17 protein-coding genes are annotated in these 17,697 nt (G+C 68.1%); 9 read left to right on the forward strand and 8 right to left on the reverse strand.

What is annotated here, in order from left to right:
• Window positions 1-222: 222 nt before the first annotated feature.
• Both ACT6QK_RS08215 and ACT6QK_RS08220 read right to left on the reverse strand, forming a co-directional pair.
• Window positions 223-492, reverse strand: coding sequence for a hypothetical protein (locus tag ACT6QK_RS08215; protein WP_444591876.1), 270 nt, complete (start codon window positions 490-492; stop codon window positions 223-225).
• Between the two features lie 118 nt (window positions 493-610).
• The gene (locus ACT6QK_RS08220) at window positions 611-2,239 is read right to left on the reverse strand and encodes a long-chain-fatty-acid--CoA ligase (protein WP_444597340.1); all 1,629 of its coding nucleotides are present in this window, start codon (window positions 2,237-2,239) and stop codon (window positions 611-613) included.
• Window positions 2,240-2,441: 202 nt separating this feature from the next.
• On the opposite strand from ACT6QK_RS08220, the gene udk reads away from it, so the two are divergent.
• Both udk and ACT6QK_RS08230 read left to right on the forward strand, forming a co-directional pair.
• Window positions 2,442-3,089 (forward strand): uridine kinase, encoded by a 648-nt coding sequence (gene udk / locus ACT6QK_RS08225; protein WP_444597341.1) that lies wholly within the window; start codon window positions 2,442-2,444, stop codon window positions 3,087-3,089.
• A 74-nt stretch (window positions 3,090-3,163) separates the two neighbouring features.
• The gene (locus tag ACT6QK_RS08230) at window positions 3,164-3,802 is read left to right on the forward strand and encodes a TetR/AcrR family transcriptional regulator C-terminal domain-containing protein (RefSeq protein ID WP_444597342.1); all 639 of its coding nucleotides are present in this window, start codon (window positions 3,164-3,166) and stop codon (window positions 3,800-3,802) included.
• A 15-nt stretch (window positions 3,803-3,817) separates the two neighbouring features.
• On the opposite strand, the gene pdxH is transcribed toward ACT6QK_RS08230, so the two are convergent.
• Window positions 3,818-4,492 (reverse strand): pyridoxamine 5'-phosphate oxidase, encoded by a 675-nt coding sequence (gene pdxH / locus ACT6QK_RS08235; protein ID WP_444597343.1) that lies wholly within the window; start codon window positions 4,490-4,492, stop codon window positions 3,818-3,820.
• Between the two features lie 100 nt (window positions 4,493-4,592).
• Between pdxH and ACT6QK_RS08240 the strand changes: the two genes are divergently transcribed.
• The 4 genes from ACT6QK_RS08240 to ACT6QK_RS08255 are packed head-to-tail and all read left to right on the forward strand — an operon-like array spanning window position 4,593 to window position 7,630.
• Complete coding sequence (locus ACT6QK_RS08240; RefSeq protein WP_444597344.1) at window positions 4,593-5,336, forward strand: DnaJ C-terminal domain-containing protein; 744 nt, start codon at window positions 4,593-4,595, stop codon at window positions 5,334-5,336.
• A 13-nt stretch (window positions 5,337-5,349) separates the two neighbouring features.
• Window positions 5,350-6,435: a chorismate synthase gene (gene aroC, locus ACT6QK_RS08245; RefSeq protein WP_444597345.1), complete on the forward strand. Its 1,086-nt coding sequence runs from the start codon at window positions 5,350-5,352 to the stop codon at window positions 6,433-6,435.
• Window positions 6,432-6,845, forward strand: a complete 414-nt coding sequence (locus ACT6QK_RS08250) for a GNAT family acetyltransferase (RefSeq protein WP_444597346.1) — start codon at window positions 6,432-6,434, stop codon at window positions 6,843-6,845. The genes aroC and ACT6QK_RS08250 overlap by 4 nt, the downstream gene beginning before the upstream one ends.
• A gap of 53 nt (window positions 6,846-6,898) precedes the next feature.
• The gene (locus ACT6QK_RS08255; RefSeq protein ID WP_444597347.1) at window positions 6,899-7,630 is read left to right on the forward strand and encodes a hypothetical protein; all 732 of its coding nucleotides are present in this window, start codon (window positions 6,899-6,901) and stop codon (window positions 7,628-7,630) included.
• Here ACT6QK_RS08255 and ACT6QK_RS08260 read toward each other — a convergent pair.
• On the reverse strand, window positions 7,615-8,517 hold the full coding sequence (locus tag ACT6QK_RS08260; RefSeq protein WP_444597348.1) for an MBL fold metallo-hydrolase: 903 nt from the start codon (window positions 8,515-8,517) through the stop codon (window positions 7,615-7,617). The genes ACT6QK_RS08255 and ACT6QK_RS08260 overlap by 16 nt on opposite strands.
• Before the next feature lie 69 nt (window positions 8,518-8,586).
• On the opposite strand from ACT6QK_RS08260, the gene ACT6QK_RS08265 reads away from it, so the two are divergent.
• Entirely contained in the window at window positions 8,587-8,736 is a 150-nt protein-coding gene (locus tag ACT6QK_RS08265) for a hypothetical protein (protein WP_444597349.1), read from the forward strand.
• A gap of 6 nt (window positions 8,737-8,742) precedes the next feature.
• Here the strand turns inward: ACT6QK_RS08265 and ACT6QK_RS08270 are convergent, their stop codons facing one another.
• Window positions 8,743-9,147 (reverse strand): TIGR01244 family sulfur transferase, encoded by a 405-nt coding sequence (locus ACT6QK_RS08270; RefSeq protein WP_444597350.1) that lies wholly within the window; start codon window positions 9,145-9,147, stop codon window positions 8,743-8,745.
• A gap of 8 nt (window positions 9,148-9,155) precedes the next feature.
• The gene (locus tag ACT6QK_RS08275) at window positions 9,156-9,683 is read right to left on the reverse strand and encodes a hypothetical protein (RefSeq protein ID WP_444597351.1); all 528 of its coding nucleotides are present in this window, start codon (window positions 9,681-9,683) and stop codon (window positions 9,156-9,158) included.
• A 292-nt stretch (window positions 9,684-9,975) separates the two neighbouring features.
• Between ACT6QK_RS08275 and ACT6QK_RS08280 the strand changes: the two genes are divergently transcribed.
• Both ACT6QK_RS08280 and ACT6QK_RS08285 read left to right on the forward strand, forming a co-directional pair.
• On the forward strand, window positions 9,976-12,936 hold the full coding sequence (locus ACT6QK_RS08280) for a TonB-dependent receptor plug domain-containing protein (protein ID WP_444597352.1): 2,961 nt from the start codon (window positions 9,976-9,978) through the stop codon (window positions 12,934-12,936).
• Window positions 12,937-13,094: 158 nt separating this feature from the next.
• Window positions 13,095-13,652, forward strand: a complete 558-nt coding sequence (locus ACT6QK_RS08285) for a hypothetical protein (protein WP_444597353.1) — start codon at window positions 13,095-13,097, stop codon at window positions 13,650-13,652.
• Between the two features lie 14 nt (window positions 13,653-13,666).
• Here ACT6QK_RS08285 and ACT6QK_RS08290 read toward each other — a convergent pair whose 3' ends face one another.
• Both ACT6QK_RS08290 and metH read right to left on the reverse strand, forming a co-directional pair.
• Window positions 13,667-14,650 (reverse strand): class I SAM-dependent methyltransferase, encoded by a 984-nt coding sequence (locus tag ACT6QK_RS08290; protein WP_444597354.1) that lies wholly within the window; start codon window positions 14,648-14,650, stop codon window positions 13,667-13,669.
• Between the two features lie 101 nt (window positions 14,651-14,751).
• Window positions 14,752-17,418, reverse strand: a complete 2,667-nt coding sequence (metH, locus tag ACT6QK_RS08295) for a methionine synthase (protein ID WP_444597355.1) — start codon at window positions 17,416-17,418, stop codon at window positions 14,752-14,754.
• Window positions 17,419-17,697 lie beyond the last annotated feature (279 nt).

The raw sequence follows: 17,697 nt of genomic DNA on the forward strand, positions 1-17,697 counted from the left end.
TGGCACGCGACAAGTAGCGCGATGGCTAGCGGCAGCATTTGTAAAACTCTCAGCGTGCTCATGTGTCTTGGCACATTGGCAGCTAGCCGGCTCGACCACAACGTCGGCGGCCCATCCTTGCTTGACCTCTAGCTTGGCCGCTTTCCAAGCGTTCAGGCCGCGCCTGCACGTGAGACCGACAGCGCGGCCCGCAGACCTTTTGCGGCCGGGGAGAGTCTCTGCCTAGCAGCGTTTGCCTTCGCGCTGGCGTTGCTCGCAGCGGCGCTGTTCGCGCTCCCAGTCGCGCTGCTCGCGCTCGCGCCGGGCCTTGGTTTCCTCGTCGGAGGTCGTGACGGCGTCCACGCCCGCGCCGACCACGGCACCCGTCGCCTTGACCCCTGTACCGACGACAGCGGCGGTGGTTCCGACCACGGCGCCGACGAGGCAGCCCTGCAGCATCAGCGACCCGGCCAGCAGGGCGGAAAGGGCGGCGGCGCGCGACACGATCTTCATGGCATGGTTCTCCGGACCCCTCGCTCTAGCGGCTCGAGAGTGAACGGCGGGTAACCCTGTCGTGAGGTCGGTGAAACGGCGACGCGCCGTGACCATCAAGCCACGGCGCGCCCATTGTTCAGGCCGCTGTCGGCAGGACGTAGTCCTTCATCCGTTCGCGGATCAGCTTCTTGTCGACCTTGCCGGTGGCGCCCAGCGGGATGTCGTCCACGAAGACCACGTCATCGGGCATCCACCATTTGGCGATCTTGCCCACCAGGAAGTCCAGGTGCTCCTGCCTGTCCTGGGGCTCGCCGGGCTTGAGCTTGACGACCAGAACGGGCCGCTCGTCCCATTTCGGGTGGGCCGCGCCGATCACGGCGGCCAGTTCCACCTTGGGGTGGCCAACGGCGATGTTCTCGATCTCGATGGAGGAAATCCATTCGCCGCCGGACTTGATGACGTCCTTGGCCCGGTCGGTGATCTGCATGAAGCCGTGGTCGTCCACGGTGGAGACGTCGCCGGTGTCGAAGAAGCCCTCGTGATCCAGGATCTTCTCGTCAGAGCGGAAATAGGCGCCGGCGATGGTCGGCCCCTTCACCATCAGTCGCCCATAGGTGTGGCCGTCGTGCGGAAGGTCCTGACCGGCCACATTCTTGATCTTCAGCTCGACGCCCAGGGGCGGGGTGCCCTGTTTGGTGCGCCATTTCAGCTGTTCCTCGAAGGGCAGGGCGGCCAGTTCGGGGGTCATGTTCGACAGGCTGCCGACCGGCGAGGTCTCGGTCATGCCCCAGCCCTGCATCACCTCGATGCCGAACTCGTCGTGGAAGGCGCGGATCAGGCTTTCCGGCACGGCCGAACCGCCAATCAGCACGCGTTTGACGGTCGAGAGCTTGAGATTGTTCTGGCGCAGGTGGGCCAGCAGCCCCTGCCAGACGGTGGGCACTGCGGCCGAGAAGGTCACGCCCTCGGTCTCCAGCAGTTCGTAGATCGACTCCCCGTCCATCTTGGCGCCCGGCATGACCAACTTGGCGCCGGCGGCCGGGCCGGAGAAGGCGATGCCCCAGGCGTTGGCGTGGAACATCGGCACCACCGGCAGGACCACCTCATTGGGCGAGGCCGCCATGATCGTGGCCTGCAGGGTGATCAGGGTGTGCAGGAAGTTGGAGCGGTGGGAATAGAGGACGCCCTTGGGATTTCCCGTCGTGCCCGAGGTGTAGCAGAGGCCGCAGGCGGTGTTCTCGTCGAACCCGCCCCAGGTCACATCGGCCGAGGCCTGGTCGAGAACCGCCTCATAGCATTCCGCGCGCGGCAGCCTGGTCGCCGGCATGTGCGCTTCGTCGGTCATCACCACGACCCGTTCCACAGACGGACAGTGGGGCAGGATCGCTTCCAGCAACGGCACGAAGGTCAGGTCGACGAAGAGGATCCGGTCTTCGGCGTGGTTGATGATGTAGATGAGCTGTTCCGGGAACAGGCGCGGGTTCAGGGTGTGGCAGACCGCCCCGATGCCCATGACGCCATACCAGGCCTCGACGTGGCGGCCGGTGTTCCAGGCCAGGGTGGCCACCCGGTCGCCGGGCTTGATGTTCCAGGCGATCAGGGCGTTCGACACCTTCTTGGCCCGGTCGTGGATGTCGGCGTAGGTGGTGCGGACGATGGGGCCTTCGACCGAACGGGTCACGACCTCGCGCTTGCCGTGCCAGTTCTTCGCGTGGTCCAGGATTTTGTCGACCGTCAGCGGCCAGTCCTGCATCAGTCCAAACATCTACATTTCCTCGGATCATGCACCGGCTGAATGCGGCGCTTGGGATCACGCTATCTAGGTGAACGTCGATAAGCAACGTGACGCAGGGTCACGTTGAATCGGCTCTTGGCCAGGCAGGGCGGGGCCGACTATCTAGGCGACCGTCTGCGACGGACGCCGGCGACACGGGTCGCCGGTCCGCTGCGGAACTCAGGGGGCCGAGATGACCATTCTGATCGCGATCACGGGCGGATCGGGCTCGGGGAAGAGCACCCTGGCCGAGGCCCTGGTGACGGGCCTGAATGTCGGACAGGCCGTCCTGCTGCGCGAAGATTCCTACTACCGCGACGCCGCCAGCCTGCCCGACTTCGACGCCGACACCTTCGACTTCGACGACGTGGCGGCGCGGGATCACGTTCTTCTGGAGGCCGACTTGAAGGCCCTGAAGGCCGGCCGGGACATTGTCGCCCCGATCTATTCCTTCATCCACCATGGTCGTGAACCGGGTGGGGAGCCGATCGCCTCGGCGCCGGTGGTGATCGTGGAGGGCACCCATCTGCTCTGCACCCCCTCGCTGAGCGCCCTGTTCGACATCCGGGTCTTCGTCGACACCCCCGCCGACATCCGCTTCATCCGGCGCCTGCTGCGCGATCAGAGCGAGCGGGGCAGAACGGCGGAATCCGTCATCCACCAGTATCTGCTGACCGTCCGGCCGGGGCATGAGCGCCTGACCGAGCCCTCCAAGGTCCACGCCGACTTCATCGTCGCCGACGCCACCGCCGCCGTGCGTCTGGAAGACCCCCAGGCCGTGGTCCGCCTGGCCGCGCCGGTCCTGGCCCACCCCCTGCTGGCGCCCCTGGTCCGTCACTGAGGCGCACGGCCGAGGGCGCCCTTGCGGACGCCGCAGCTTTGCCACAGTGTCTGCCGGTCAGGGGTGCGGCTCTCATGGACGATGCAAGGACGGCGGCGGGCGCGGAACCGGAGGCGCAGCGGCTTGATCCGCGTCGGGTCGCCATCGTCGCCCAGGCGCGCAAGGCCTTCATGAGTTCCGGCTACGCCGCCGCCCGGGTCGAGCCTGTGGCCCGCGCCGCCGGCGTCTCGACCGCCACCCTCTACGGCTACTTCCCCTCCAAGGATCATCTGTTCGACGCGGTGATCGCCGACGCCTCCGATGATTTCGCCCAGCGGATGCGTGACGTCGGCGCCACGTCCGGCTCGGCGCGGGAGCGGCTGACCGCCTTCGCCACCGCCTATGCGGAGTTCATGGGCGACGCCTTCGTGCGGTCGGTCTTCCGCCTCGTCATGGCCGAGCGGCCCCGGTTCCGTGACGTCGCGATGGCCTTCTTCGAGCGGGGCAGGGCCGATTTCGGCGCGCCTCTGATCGGGGTGCTGGCCGATCTGGTCGCGACGGGCGAACTGCGCGTCGACAAGCCGTCGTGGGCGGCCGGACAGCTGATGGGGATGGTGGAACACCCCGTCTTCTTCATGCCTTTGGTGACCGGGGACGAGATCCATCCGGCCCGACCCATCCCGCAAATCGCGGCGGATGCAGTGGAGACCTTCCTGGCCCGCTACGGCGTCTGAGGGGCAGCGGTCCTGTCAGGGCCAGAGCCGTCGCCGCGCCCATCCATCGCCGTCGCGCTCGAACAGGATGCGGTCGTGCAGGCGGAAGGGCCGGTCGCGCCAGAACTCGACAGCGGAGGGGACCACCCGCCAGCCGGTCCAGCGTTCGGGGCGCGGCACGTCCTCGCCCTCGAACCGGGCGGTCTCGCGTCCGACCGCCGTCTCCAGCGTCGCCCGATCCGGCAGAGGACGGGACTGGTCCGAGGCCCAGGCGCCGATGCGGCTTTCGCGGGCGCGCGTGGCGAAATAGGCGTCGGCCTCGGCCTCAGAGACTGGCTCCACGACGCCGCGCACGCGGACCTGTCGCCTCAGGCTCTTCCAGTGAAACACCAGCGCGGCCGAGGCGTGGGCCGCAAGCTGCCGACCCTTGGCGCTCTCGGCGTTGGAATAGAAGGTGAAGCCGCGAGCATCGACGTCCTTGAGCAGGACGATCCGGCAGTCCGGCGCGTCCCCGGCGTCGATGGTGGCCAGGGACATGGCGTTGGCGTCGTTCGGCTCATGCCGCCGGGCGTCCTCCAGCCATCCGATGAAGGGTCCGAACGGATCGGGACGGTCGATCAGGGTCTCGTCGCCGTTGGCGGCCAGGGCGGCGGCGTAGTCGCGGGCGTAGTCCTCGCGACTGGGGCTGGGCGGGATCACGGGAGCGGTCATGCGGTCGTCCATACAGCCGGCGGCGGGCGGCTGAAACCGGGTGTGCGCTAAATCGGCACGGTTAACCTCGCCTTGACCATAATCAAACCAATCATCGGGCATGAACGCTTCGCCGTCGGCCCAAGGGGCGCTGACCCTGCTGGAATGCTATCGCCTGCTGGGTCTGGACGGACCTGTGGGCGACGAGGCGCTGAAAACGGCCTTCCGCAAGGCCGTCAAGGCGGCCCGGCCCGACATGCCGGGCGGAGACGCCGAGCGGTTTCGTCGCGTCATCGCCGCCGCCCGACTGATCCAGGCGTCCGTGCCCGCCCATCCCGCCCTGGCCGCGCCGCGCGCAACCACCGCCCGCCCGGCGCCCTTGCCGGCCGTGGGCCTGACGCCGCTTCAGGCCGTGGCCGGCGGAACGGTCGAGGTGCGTCTGGGCGGCCGTCGCCTGCGGGTCTGCACCCCTGCCGGCCTCCGCACCGGCGATCATGTCCGGCTGCGGGGCGGGGCGGCCGACGGGGGCGACCTCTATCTGCCGGTCCTGATCCGGGTCGCGGACGGCCTGACGGTCATCGGCGACGACATCTACATGGCCGCGCCGGTCGGGCGGCGGATTCTGAGCGAAGGCGGGCGGCTGGAGATCCAGACCCACGCCGGAGCGCGCAGCGCCTGGATCACGCCGGGGCTGTCGCCGTCGGTTCGGCTACGGCTGCGGGATTTGGGTCTGCCGGCGCGCGGCAAACGCGCGGCGGGCCATCTCTTCGTCAGCCTGAACCCGGTCGAGGACGCGCCGTCCGCAGCCGAACATCTGCTGGCGCGCTTCACCAAGGTCTGGACGCCGGAACGCCTCGCGGCCTAGAGCGAGGGCCGACATGTCCCACAACACCTTCGGCCATCTGTTTCGCGTGACGACCTGGGGCGAGAGCCACGGCCCGGCGATCGGCTGCGTCATCGACGGCTGTCCGCCCCTGATCCCTCTGACGGAGGCCGACATCCAGCCCTGGCTGGACCGCAGGAAGCCTGGCGGCAGCCGCTTCGTCACCCAGAGGAACGAGAGCGACACGGCCCGCATCCTGTCCGGCGTCTTCGACGACGGTGACGGCCCGGTCACCACCGGAACCCCCATCGCCATCGAGATCCAGAACGAGGATCAGCGCTCCAAGGACTACGGCGAGATCGCCCGCGCCTATCGGCCTGGCCACGCCGACTATGTCTATCAGGAGAAGTACGGCGTCCGCGATCACCGTGGCGGCGGCCGCTCCTCCGCGCGGGAGACCGCCAGCCGGGTCGCCGCCGGGGCCGTAGCGCGGCGTGTGCTGGGGGAGGGTGTCCGCATCCGCGCGGGCGTGGTCCAGCTGGGTCCGCATCGCATCGCGCCGGAGGCTCTCGACTTCGACGCGGTCAACCACAATCCGCTCTACGCCGCCTCCATGCAGGTCGTCCCGGGGTGGGAGGCGTATCTGGACGGGGTCCGTAAGGCCGGCTCCTCCATCGGCGCCGTGGTGGGGCTGGAGGTCACGGGCGTGCCGGTCGGCTGGGGCGCGCCTCTCTACGGCAAGCTGGACGCCGAACTGGCCGCGGCCATGATGTCCATCAACGCCGTCAAGGGCGTGGAGATCGGCGCCGGCTTCGGCGCCGCCGAGTTGTCGGGCGAGGAGAACGCCGACGAGATGCGGCTGGACGCGGACGGCCGCCCGGTCTTCCTCTCGAACAAGGCGGGCGGCGTTCTGGGCGGGATTTCGACCGGCCAGCCGATCACCCTGCGCGTGGCCTTCAAGCCGACCTCGTCCATTCTGACCCTGCGCCAGACCGTGACCCGCGACGGGGCAGAGACGGACCTCAGGACCAAGGGGCGGCATGACCCCTGCGTCGCCCTGCGCGGCGTGCCGGTGGTCGAGGCCATGGCCGCCTGCGTCCTCGCCGACGCCCTGCTGCGGCGCCGCGCCCAGATCGGATGAGCGCGATCCGCGCGGCCGGGCCCGGCGACCGCGATGCTGTGGTCGCCCTGTGGCGCGCCTGCGGCCTGACCCGGCCGTGGAATGACCCTGACGCCGACTTCGACCTGGCCCTCGCGTCAGCGGGGTCGACCGTCCTGATCTGTGGCGACCCGGTGACGGCCAGCATCATGACGGGTTTCGATGGCCACAGGGGCTGGGTCTATTATGTCGCCGTCGATCCGGCGCAGCGCCGTTCGGGCCTCGGTCGCGCCCTCATGCAGGCGGCGGAGACGTGGCTGGCCGCGCGCGGCGCACCCAAGATCCAGTTGATGGTGCGGTCCGACAATGCCGAAGCCATGAAGTTCTACGCGGCCCTCGGGTTGGAGGCCCAGTCGGTCGCGGTGCTGGGGCGACGACTCGACGGGCGCTGACTTCGTTCCACCGTGGGGTGGCAGGGCCGGGGCGGCGAGGCTATCGTATGGGCATGGCCGATCTTCAGATTTCCCAAGCCCGCCAGCAGTCCCGCTATCGCCTGGCCTGGCTGGGTTTCGCGGGCGCGGTTGTTTCGCCCCTTGTGGTCTTCCTCGCCGTCGTCGCCCTGCGATTGGGCCTGATTTCGCTCGAGACCGCGCTGGACCTGATCACCCTGAAGATCGCCTGGGTTCTGTCTTGGCTCGGGGCGGTCGCGGCGGCCGTCTCGGTCTGGGCCTGGCGTGGCGCAGGGCGGGGCGGCTGGATCCCGGCGGCCCTGGCGGTCGTGGCGGCCGTCGCGACCCTCGGCGTCTTCGCCCACCATTTCCAGCAGGCGCGCACGGCGACCTCCCGCCCGGACGTCCTGACCAACGCCGAGGATCCGCCCGGCTTCCGCGACGGCGTCATGCAGGCCCGTCGCGCCGTCGGGGCGCCACCCCTCGATCGCTGGAGCGCTGATCCGGGGACCTGTCCCGGGGCCGTGGCCGCCATGACCCAGGTCGCGCCGGGCGTCGCCGGCTATGGTCTGCAGCAGGCCGGATTCCAGATTTCCAGCCTCGGCGTGGCGCGGGCGGACGGGGTTCGCACCGGCTTCTGGTTCGGGCGCACCTATGACGCCGTTCTGCGCATTCGCCCGGGCCGCACCGATGTTCGCGTGACGGCGCGAGACAATCGCCCGTCAGACGAGGGCGAGGCCTGCCGTCTGGCCACGAAGATCCTCGAGAATATTCAGGTCAGGGAATAGGCCGCGTCCAGCTTCGGGGCGGGGTCGGCGGCCACGCGGCCCTCGCGCACCAGCTTGATGAGATGGGCCAGCACCGACAGGGACGCCGCCGGCCATAGGCGGCGGTCCACGGCGGCGTAGAGAACCGGGATCATCTCCGCGATCCGGCCATCCCCCGCCGCCAGTCGGGCCAGAACCTGGTCCTCCCGCGCCACGCGATGCGCGCGGTAAGCCGCCAGGAAGGGCGCCGGGTCCGTCACCGGCGCGCCGTGGGTGGGCCACAGGACATCGAACGTCCGCGCGATCACCTCATCCAGGCTGGCCATGTAGTCCGACATGTCTCCGTCCGGCGGCGCCACCACCGTGGTGGACCAGCCCATGACATGGTCGCCGCAGAACAGGGCGTTCTCCTCCTTCAGCACGAAGGCCATGTGGTTCGAGGCGTGGCCCGGCGTCGCCAGGGCCTCGATCGTCCAGCCGTCGCCCTCGATGATCTCCCCGCCGCTCAGGACGACATCCGGCGCGAAGCCGTCGTCGTCGCCTTCCTCGCTGGGACCCGAGGCGTGAATCACGACCGGCGGTGGTTCGGCGGCCAGGATTGTCGCGCCCGTCGCCTCGGCGAAGGGGCGGGCGAGGGGAGAGTGGTCGCGGTGGGTGTGGGTCACCAGCACATGGCTGACCGTCCGGCTCGCCACCGCCGCCAGCAGGGCCTCAAGGTGCGCCTCGTCCAGCGGGCCGGGGTCGATCACGGCCACCCGCGCTCCGGGCGCGTCGCGGCCGACGATGTAGGTCCCCGTGCCGGTGAAGGTGAAGGGCCCGGGATTCTCGGCGATCACCCGCTGGATCAGGGGCGAGACCTGGTCCCGCCGGCCCCAGGCGAAGTCGAAATCACGCACGAAGGGGATCATCGCTCAACTCCCGCCCTCTGGCCCGGCTCTTGCCTTAACGAAACGTAAACACCGTTCGGAGCGCGTTTCGTGGCCCAGTCGATCATCTATGGTGTCTCAAATCGGCTCCAGCCCATCGCGGCGGCCCTGCTGTGTCTCATGGCGGTGCAGCTGGTGGTGGCCTCCTGCGGCGATCCCGAGCCCGTCCCCTACGCCGTGCGGGTCGCGATCGACCGATAAGCGGCCTCAGCCGAGGGGCAGGGCCGCCACGTCATAGCCGGCGGCGGCCGCGGCCGCGACAACCTCGTCGCGGCTCAATCGGCCCGAGCGCGCCGACGCCAGCGCCCAGGCGACCGTCGACCGCATGCCGGACTTGCAGAACAGCAGCACGGGCTCGCCGGTGGACAGAACCGTCTCCACCGCCTCCACGACCTCGGGGCCGGGCATGCCCCGCGCCGGGGCGTGCACGAAGTTCAGGCCTCGACCCGCGGCCTCTGCGGCAAGCTCGTCCGCGCTGATCTGGCCCGGCTCCTCGCCGTCGGGACGGTTGCTGACGACGTAACGCACGCCCATCGCCACGGCCTCGTCGAGATCCTCGACGCCGATCTGGCCGGCGACGAAGACGTGGGGTTCCAGGGATCGAAAGGACATGTCCGGGCCTATTGTCTGCGCACGCGCACGGCGCGGCTGGAGCCGATGGTCATCAGATAGCTGCCCATTGCCGCGCGCCGCACCCGCACCGCCTCGCCGGGGCGATTGCGGAAGTTGACCCGTTCGCTGTCGATCTGACGCCACACGCTCTCGTCGGCCAGGGTGAAGACCCACTTGCCCTCGGCGTACTGTCCCGCCCGGACCAGGGTGGTTTCGATCGAGTCCACGGATTCGGGCCTCTCCCCCTGATCGAACAGGGTGATGCTGGGCATCTGGAAGCCGAACAGCTGGCGCCGCGCCTCGCGCACCTGGTTGCGGTCGACCACGACCACGTCGCCCTGGCGCTGGGCCTGATCCAGCGTGCCCACGGCCTCATCGTAGCAGGCCAGCCGGGCCGCTTCGGTCGTGATCTGGCGGCAGGCCACCACCCGATCCAGGATTTCCGGCCGCGTCGCCGGAACGGTCTGGGCGGTCGCAACGCCGGCGGTCGCAACGACGCCGAGGGACAGGGTCAGGCGCAGGGACGGATTGTGCATGTCGGCTCGCGGTTGGATGGCTCGACATCGACCTTGCCACGCCGACGCGGCCTCCGCCATCCGTCACGCCGCCCGGTGTTGTCTTGCCGTTACGCCGAAACGTGGCCTGAATACGACAGTCCTGCGTCGAGTTGATTACGAGGATGTAATTGCTGTGGCGCAATACGGATGATGGCGCCTAACGTGTGGCAGCACGCGAAAGAACCATGAGGTCGAATCGCGTTTGCGGAAAAACTGCGGTCAAGAGGCGGTCCGGATCCACCGGATACGCTGAACATCAGGAGAACGATCCTTGAGAACCCAACCCACGCGTCAGCGCCTTCTGGCGACGACCATCATTACCGGCGCGGCCATGCTCGCCTTCGCCGCTCCGGCCATGGCGCAAGACCAGGAACCGGCCGCGGATGAAGTCGCCGAGATCGTCGTCACCGGCTCGCGCATTCCGCAGGCCAACCTGGTGACCACCAGCCCGGTCACCCAGGTGACGGGCGAAGACATCGACGTCGCGGGCGTGACCCGGGTCGAGGACCTGATCACCCAGCTGCCGCAGGCCTTCGCCTCGCAGAACTCGACCGTGTCGAACGGCGCCTCCGGCACCGCCACGGTTTCGCTGCGCAACCTCGGCTCGGACCGCACCCTTGTGCTGATCGACGGTCGCCGCATGGGTTATGGCTCGCCGAACGACTCGGCCGCCGACCTGAACCAGATCCCCGGCCAGCTGGTCGAGCGTGTTGAAGTCCTGACCGGCGGCGCCTCGGCCGTCTACGGTTCGGACGCCGTCGCCGGCGTCGTGAACTTCATCATGAAGAAGGAGTTCGAGGGCGTTCAGATCGACGCCCAGTACGGCTTCTATCAGCACAACAACGACTATGACGGCGTGGGCAACCTGCGCGCTGAAATCCAGCGTCGCGCCGCCACCAACCCGTCGCAGTTCGTCCTGCCCGACGACAACGTCCAGGACGGCGAAAGCCGCGAAGTCACCCTGACGATGGGTGTCTCCTCGCCGGACGGCAAGGGCAACCTGCTGGCCTACGCCGGCTACCGCAACAACAACCCGATCCTGCAAGCCGGCCGCGACTATTCGGCCTGTACGATCGCCAACCCGGTCGCCGCTCGCCCGACGACCTATGCGTGCGGCGGCTCGGGCACCTCGTTCCCCGGCCAGTTCACGGACTACGTGAACTATGCCTACACCGTCGGCCCGAACCGGACCTTCATCCCGTATGTCGGCGACGTGAACGCCTACAACTACGGCCCGATCAACTACTACCAGCGTCCCGACGAGCGTTACACCCTCGGCGCCTTCGGCCGCTACGAGATCAATGAGCATGCTGAGGTCTTCACCCAGCTGATGTTCAACGACTATTCGTCGGTCGCCCAGATCGCGCCCTCGGGCTCGTTCTTCAACGCCGACACGATCAACTGCGACAACCCTCTGCTGTCGACCCAACAGCGCGGCGTCATCGGTTGTACGCCGGCCCTGGTCGCTTCGGGCGGTCGCGTTCCCTTCTACATCGGTCGTCGTAACGTCGAGGGCGGCGGTCGTCAGGACTCGCTGAACTACGAATCCTACCGCGCCGTCGTCGGCGTTCGCGGTCTGATCACCGAGGGCTGGAACTACGACCTGGCCGCGCAGTTCTCGCGCGTTCGCCTGTCGCGGACCTACCTCAACGACTTCTCGGTCACGCGCCTGATCCGCGCCACCGACGTCGTCAGCGTCGGCGGCGTGCCGACCTGCCGTTCGGTGGTCGATGGTACGGACCCGAGCTGCGTCCCCTACGACGTCTTCGCCCTGGGCGGCGTGACCCAGGAAGCCCTCGACTACCTGCAGATCCCGCTGGTCCAGACCGGTGAGACGACGCAGCAGGTCGTGACGGCCGCCATCACCGGCGACCTCGGCCAGTACGGCATCCAGTCGCCCTACGCCGCTTCGGGCGTCAAGCTCGCCTTCGGCGCCGAATATCGTCGCGACTACCTCGGTTCGACCACGGACGCCGCCTTCGCCACCGGCGACGGCGCCGGTCAGGGCGGCCCGACGATCGGCGTGACGGGTTCCGTGGACGTGACCGACCTGTTCGGTGAAATCCAGATCCCGCTGGCTGACGGTCAGTCCTGGGCCTACTCGGCCTCGGTCGACGCCGCCTATCGTCACTCCGAGTACGCCAACATCTCGACGGACACCTACAAGGTCGGCGCCGACTACGCCCCGATCGAGGATCTGCGTCTGCGGGCCAGCTACTCGCGCGCCGTTCGTGCGCCGAACGTGCTGGAACTGTTCGCCGCCCAGGGCTTCGGTCTGTTCGACCTGAGCACCGGCGATCCCTGCGGACCGTCGCGCACCGCCACCCTGGCCCAGTGCACGGCCACCGGCGTTCCCGCGGCCCTGTACGGCAACGCCGCTCTGAACAGCCCGGCCGGTCAGTACAACCAGATCACGGGCGGCAACCCGAACCTGGAAGCCGAAGAGTCGGACACCATCACGTTCGGCTTCGTGGCGACCCCGTCGTTCCTGCCGCGCTTCAACCTGTCGGTCGACTACTTCGACATCCAGGTCGACGGCCTGATCTCCTCGGTCGGCGCCGCCAACACGATCGACCTCTGCTACCGCGACAACGACCCGGCGGCCTGCGGCCGGCTTAACCGGAACGCCAACGGCTCCCTGTGGGTCGGCACCGGCTACGTCGAAAACCTGTCGATCAACATCGGCGGCCTGCAGACGAGCGGTATCGACATCAACTCGGGCTACTCGGTCGATCTGGAAGACTGGGGCGTCTCGGGTTGGGGCCAACTGGGCTTCGGCTTCGTCGGCACCTGGCTGAACACCCTGGAAACCGATTCCGGGACGGGCACCGCCAGCTCCGTCTATGACTGCGTCGGCTTCTACGGCTCGGCCCAGTGCGGTGTTCCGAACCCCGAATGGCGTCACCGCGCCCGCATCACCTGGCAGTCGCCTTGGAACGTGGATGTGTCTGGCACCTGGCGCTACTACAGCGAGGTCGACTTCGGCTCGAGCCTGACCGGTGCTGTCGCGGGTCGCCTCGACTCGACGCTGGACGCGATGAACTACTTCGACCTCGCGGCCAACTGGCAGATCCGGGACAACGTCTCGGCTCGCATCGGCATCAACAACGTGTTCGACACCGATCCGCCTCTGTCGGTCGCGGCCGGCACCGGCGGTAACGGCAACACCTATCCGCAGCTTTATGATGCGCTGGGCCGTTACATCTTCATGGGTGTGACCGCCAACTTCTAAGTCCTTCGGCCTTCTGGCCGGACGATCTGAAAACTGGGGCGGCGGATCTTCGGGTCCGCCGCCCTTTTTCGTGAAAGCGGCGCCGCAGAAAAACCATTGCCGGGCTTCAGGCGTTCAAGGGCTTCGCTGCCTTCCAGCCCCACCTCACGGACCCAGACATGCTGACTTCGCTTCTCCTCGCCGCCGCCCTCCAGGTGTCTGCCCCTCAGGACGGACCCATCGTGACCGGGGCCAGGCGCGAGGCCGAAACGGCGGCCCAGGTTCGGCTGCGCGAGGCCCTGGCCTATGAGGCCCCCATGCCGCGGGGCGCCCCGGAACAGGACTATCCCCTGGTCGCCTGGTGCGACGCGCTCGTGTCCGGCCATGTGCGTCTGGGCGAGACCCTGACCGACCGCGACCCTCTGGATCTGGAGATCATTCGACTGGGCAGGCTCGAGGCCGCCGACTTCCGCTCAGCCCTGGCCGAGGCCGCACCGCGCCAGTCGGCCGCGACGCGGGCGGCTGCCGATGCCGCAGCGGCCGAAGCCGCCGCCATGTGGACGCCGCTGATGGCCCAGACGGACGAGAAGCTCCGCAGCCAGTCCTTCGGCCTTTTCTTCGGCCTGCCCGGACGTTGCGAACACGCCGCCCGCCGCATCCGCGCCAATGTCACGACCCCACCGGCCACGCTCTCCGACGTCGGCCTTGACGACCAGGGCCGCCCCACGGCCCCTTAAAGCTCCGAAGACGCTCAGGCCGCGCTGCCGGCCCGCTCGAACTTGGCCAGCCATCCGATCAGCCCGCCCCGGTCGTCATGGGCTTCGGTAAGGCTGGTCGAGGACAGGCCGGCCTGCCTCGCCCGGGCGATGAAGCCGTTGACGCCGTCCCGCGTCAGGGCCGACCCCACCTGGCACGCCTGACGTTCGCGCCAGGCCGCGTTGCCGCGCTCGAAGCCGTCCAGGCGCTCCAGCGCGCTGGGCGGGCTGAACCGATCCACCCCCATGGCCAGATCATTGAGGTAGGTGACGAGGTAGCGAACGGTGGCGAACGGCGGTGTCGGCCTCGTTCTGCGGGCCAGGTCCAGAATTGCCTGGCGGAAGGCGCGACCGCTGGCCTCCGCCTCGGGCCCCTCCGGATCGGTCATGCGTATGGCGAAGGCCCGTCGGCCCAGTTGCAGGGCCTCGCCGTCGCCCATCACCGCGTCATAGGCGTTCAGGCGAAGAACCGCCTGACGGGTGATCTCGCTGTCGGCGTGGTGGATCAGCATGCAGGCGACGCCGCCGGGGGCCAGGACGCGCCCCGCTTCGTCCAGAGCCTCGCCCTGGTCGGCGTATTCGATGCCGTACTGCGAGGTCACCGCATCGAAACGGCCGTCCGGAAAGGGGAGCCGCTCCAGCCGCACCCCGCCCGTCAACACGACGCCGGCCGCCTCAAGCCTGGGATCGGGCTTCAGGTCGGCATAGTCCACGCCGAAAACATGGAAGGCCTTTCCGGTCGTCCCGGCCACGGTCAGGGCGTGGCGCGGAATCTGGCCGCTGCCGGTCGCGAGGTCCAGAATCGACGCCCCGTCGGGGAGGGCCGAAAGCCAGTCCGCCCAGAGGTGTAGCGTGTCGGCGCCCGCGCCCTGACCGGCGCCATCGACCGTCATGACGTCCTGCCGCCCGGCAGCCCAATAATCGGTCCAGTGCCAACCGGCCGGGCGGTCGTCTCCCGTCTTGTCCGTCGATCCCGGCATGTCCCGCCCACCCCTGAAGCCGGATGGCCTCAGGGATAGATTACGCGGTTATGTCGTCGTCGGATCGCAATTTTGAGCCGATTTTGAGTTTTCAGTCTTTTTTATGCGGCGGTGACCCGCGCGGCCTGTCCGGGCTCATAGTTCAGGATCGGCGACAGCCAGCGTTCGGCGGTCTCGACGTCCCAGCCCTTGCGGCGGGCGTAGTCCTCGACCTGATCCAGATCGATCTTGCCGACGCCGAAGTAGTGGCTGCCCGGATGGCCGAAATACAGGCCGGACACCGAGGCCGGCGGCGTCATGGCGAAGCTCTCGGTCAGGGCCATGCCGGCGTTGTTTCCGGCGTCCAGCAGGCGGAACAGGGTCGCCTTCTCGGTGTGGTCCGGCTGGGCCGGATAGCCGGGAGCGGGGCGGATGCCCTGGTACTTCTCCTCGATCAGGTCTTGCACCGAGGCCGTCTCGTCGGCGGCGTAGCCCCACAGGCCGACCCGGACCTCCTTGTGAAGCCGCTCGGCGAAGGCTTCCGCCAGCCGGTCGGCCAGGGCGGTGGCCAGGATAGCGGAATAGTCGTCGCCGGCGTCCTTGAACCGCTTGGCGACCTCCAGCTCGCCATGACCGGCGGTGACGGCGAAGGCGCCGATATAGTCCTGACCCGTCTCGGCCACGAAGTCGCTGAGGGCCAGGTTCGGCTTGCCGTTCGCCTTCTTGATCTGCTGGCGCAGGGTGTGGAAGCGGGCGATTTCTTCGGTGCGGCCTTCGTCGGCGTAGACGGCCACGTCGTCGCCGACGGCGTTGGCGGGCCAGAAGCCGACGACGCCCTTCGCCGTGAACCACTTCTCGTCGATGATCCGCTTCAGCATGGCCTGGGCGTCCTTGAACAGGTCGCGCGCGGCCTCGCCGACGATCTCGTCCTCCAGGATCTGCGGATAGCGGCCGATCAGCTCCCAGCTGGCGAAGAAGGGCGTCCAGTCGATGTGATCGGCCAGGTCGGCCAGATCCCAGGCGTCGAACGCCTTGACCCCGATGAAGGCCGGCCTGCCCGGCATGGGCGCGGCCGGATCGACCTTGAACCGGTTGGCCCGGGCCTCGACCAGGCTGGCGCGCGCCTTGACCTCCTGACCGCGTGCATACTGTTCGCGGATGCGGATGTATTCGTCGCGCGTGGCCTTCTCGTTGTTGGCCTTTTCCGTCGGCGACAGCAAGCCCGAGACCACGCCCACGGCACGGCTGGCGTCGACGACATAGGTGGTGGAGCCGCGATGATAGGCCGGCTCGATCTTAACCGCCGTATGGGTCCGGCTGGTGGTGGCGCCGCCGATCAGCAGGGGAATGTCGAAGCCCCGCCGCTCCATCTCCCGCGCCACGAAGACCATTTCGTCCAGCGACGGCGTGATCAGTCCGGACAGGCCGACGATGTCCACCTTGTGCTCGACGGCGGCGTCGAGGATGCGGTCGGCCGGGACCATGACGCCCAGGTCGATGACCTCGTAGTTGTTACACTGCAGCACGACGCCGACGATGTTCTTGCCGATGTCGTGGACGTCGCCCTTGACGGTGGCCATCAGGATGCGGCCGGCCTGCTCGCGCGGCTTGCCCGCCTTCTCGGCCTCCATGAAGGGTTCGAGCCAGGCCACGGCCTGTTTCATCACGCGGGCGGACTTCACCACCTGGGGCAGGAACATCTTGCCCGAGCCGAACAGGTCGCCGACCACGTTCATTCCGTCCATCAGCGGGCCTTCGATGACATGCAGAGGCCGCTCGACGCCCAGGCGCGCCTCCTCGGTGTCGGCCTCGATGAACTCGGTGATGCCGTTGACCAGGGCGTGTTCGATCCGCTTGCCGACGGGGGCCTCGCGCCATTTCAGGTCCACGACCTTGGCGGCGCCCTTCTCGCCCTTGTAGTTGGGCGCCATGTCCACCAGCCGCTCGGTGTTGGACACGTTGGTCCGCTGCGGCCGGTTCAGGATCACGTCCTCGACGGCCTCGCGCAGCACCGGGTCGAGCGTGTCATAGACGGGCAGGTCGCCCGCGTTGACGATGCCCATGTCCATGCCAGCGTTGATGGCGTGATACAGGAAGACGCTGTGGATCGCCCGACGCACCGGCTCGTTGCCGCGGAAGCTGAAGCTGACGTTCGACACCCCGCCGCTGATCCGGGCGTAGGGCAGGGTGGCCTTGATGACCTTGACCGCCTCGACGAAGTCGACCGCATAGTTGTCGTGCTCCTCGATCCCCGTCGCCACCGCGAAGATGTTGGGGTCGAAGATGATGTCCTCGGGCGGGAAGCCGACCTCGTCCACCAGGATGCGATAGGCGCGGGTGCAGATCTCGATTTTGCGGGCGGCGGTGTCGGCCTGGCCGACCTCATCGAACGCCATGACCACGACGGCGGCGCCGTAGCGCAGGCATTTGACCGCATGCTCACGGAAGGCGGCCTCGCCCTCCTTCATCGAGATCGAGTTGACGATCGGCTTGCCCTGAACGCACTTCAACCCCGCCTCGATCACCTCCCATTTGGAGGAGTCGATCATCACCGGCACGCGGGCGATATCGGGCTCGGCCGCGATCAGGTTGAGGAAGGTCCGCATGGCGACGACGCCGTCCAGCAGCCCCTCGTCCATGTTGACGTCGATGATCTGGGCGCCCGCCTCGACCTGTTGGCGCGCGACGTCCAGCGCGGCCGTGTAGTCGCCTTCGACGATCAGTTTGCGGAACTTGGCCGAGCCGGTGACGTTGGTCCGCTCGCCGACGTTGATGAAGATAGGGCGCATCAGGCTACTCCGCGCATGGGCCACGGGGCAAAATGCGTTGGTTTCCGGGAAGACCTATCGAAAGCGAACCCGGAAATTGAGTTCGTCACGGTCTGATTGATTCCACGCGTTGCCAGCTCGAACCTCGTAACCCACCTGCCAAGAATCCATTTGGTTTTGACGCTTTCGGAAACGCGTCCTGCCGCCACGGCGTCACAGATCGCCAAGGCCCAATTGGCGGTAGGAAGGTCCGGCAAGGCATTCTCGAACATGGCTGATCCGCAACTGACGATCACCCAA

Source organism: Brevundimonas sp. (assembly GCF_052436175.1).
In the GTDB taxonomy this organism is placed as follows: Bacteria; Pseudomonadota; Alphaproteobacteria; order Caulobacterales; family Caulobacteraceae; genus Brevundimonas.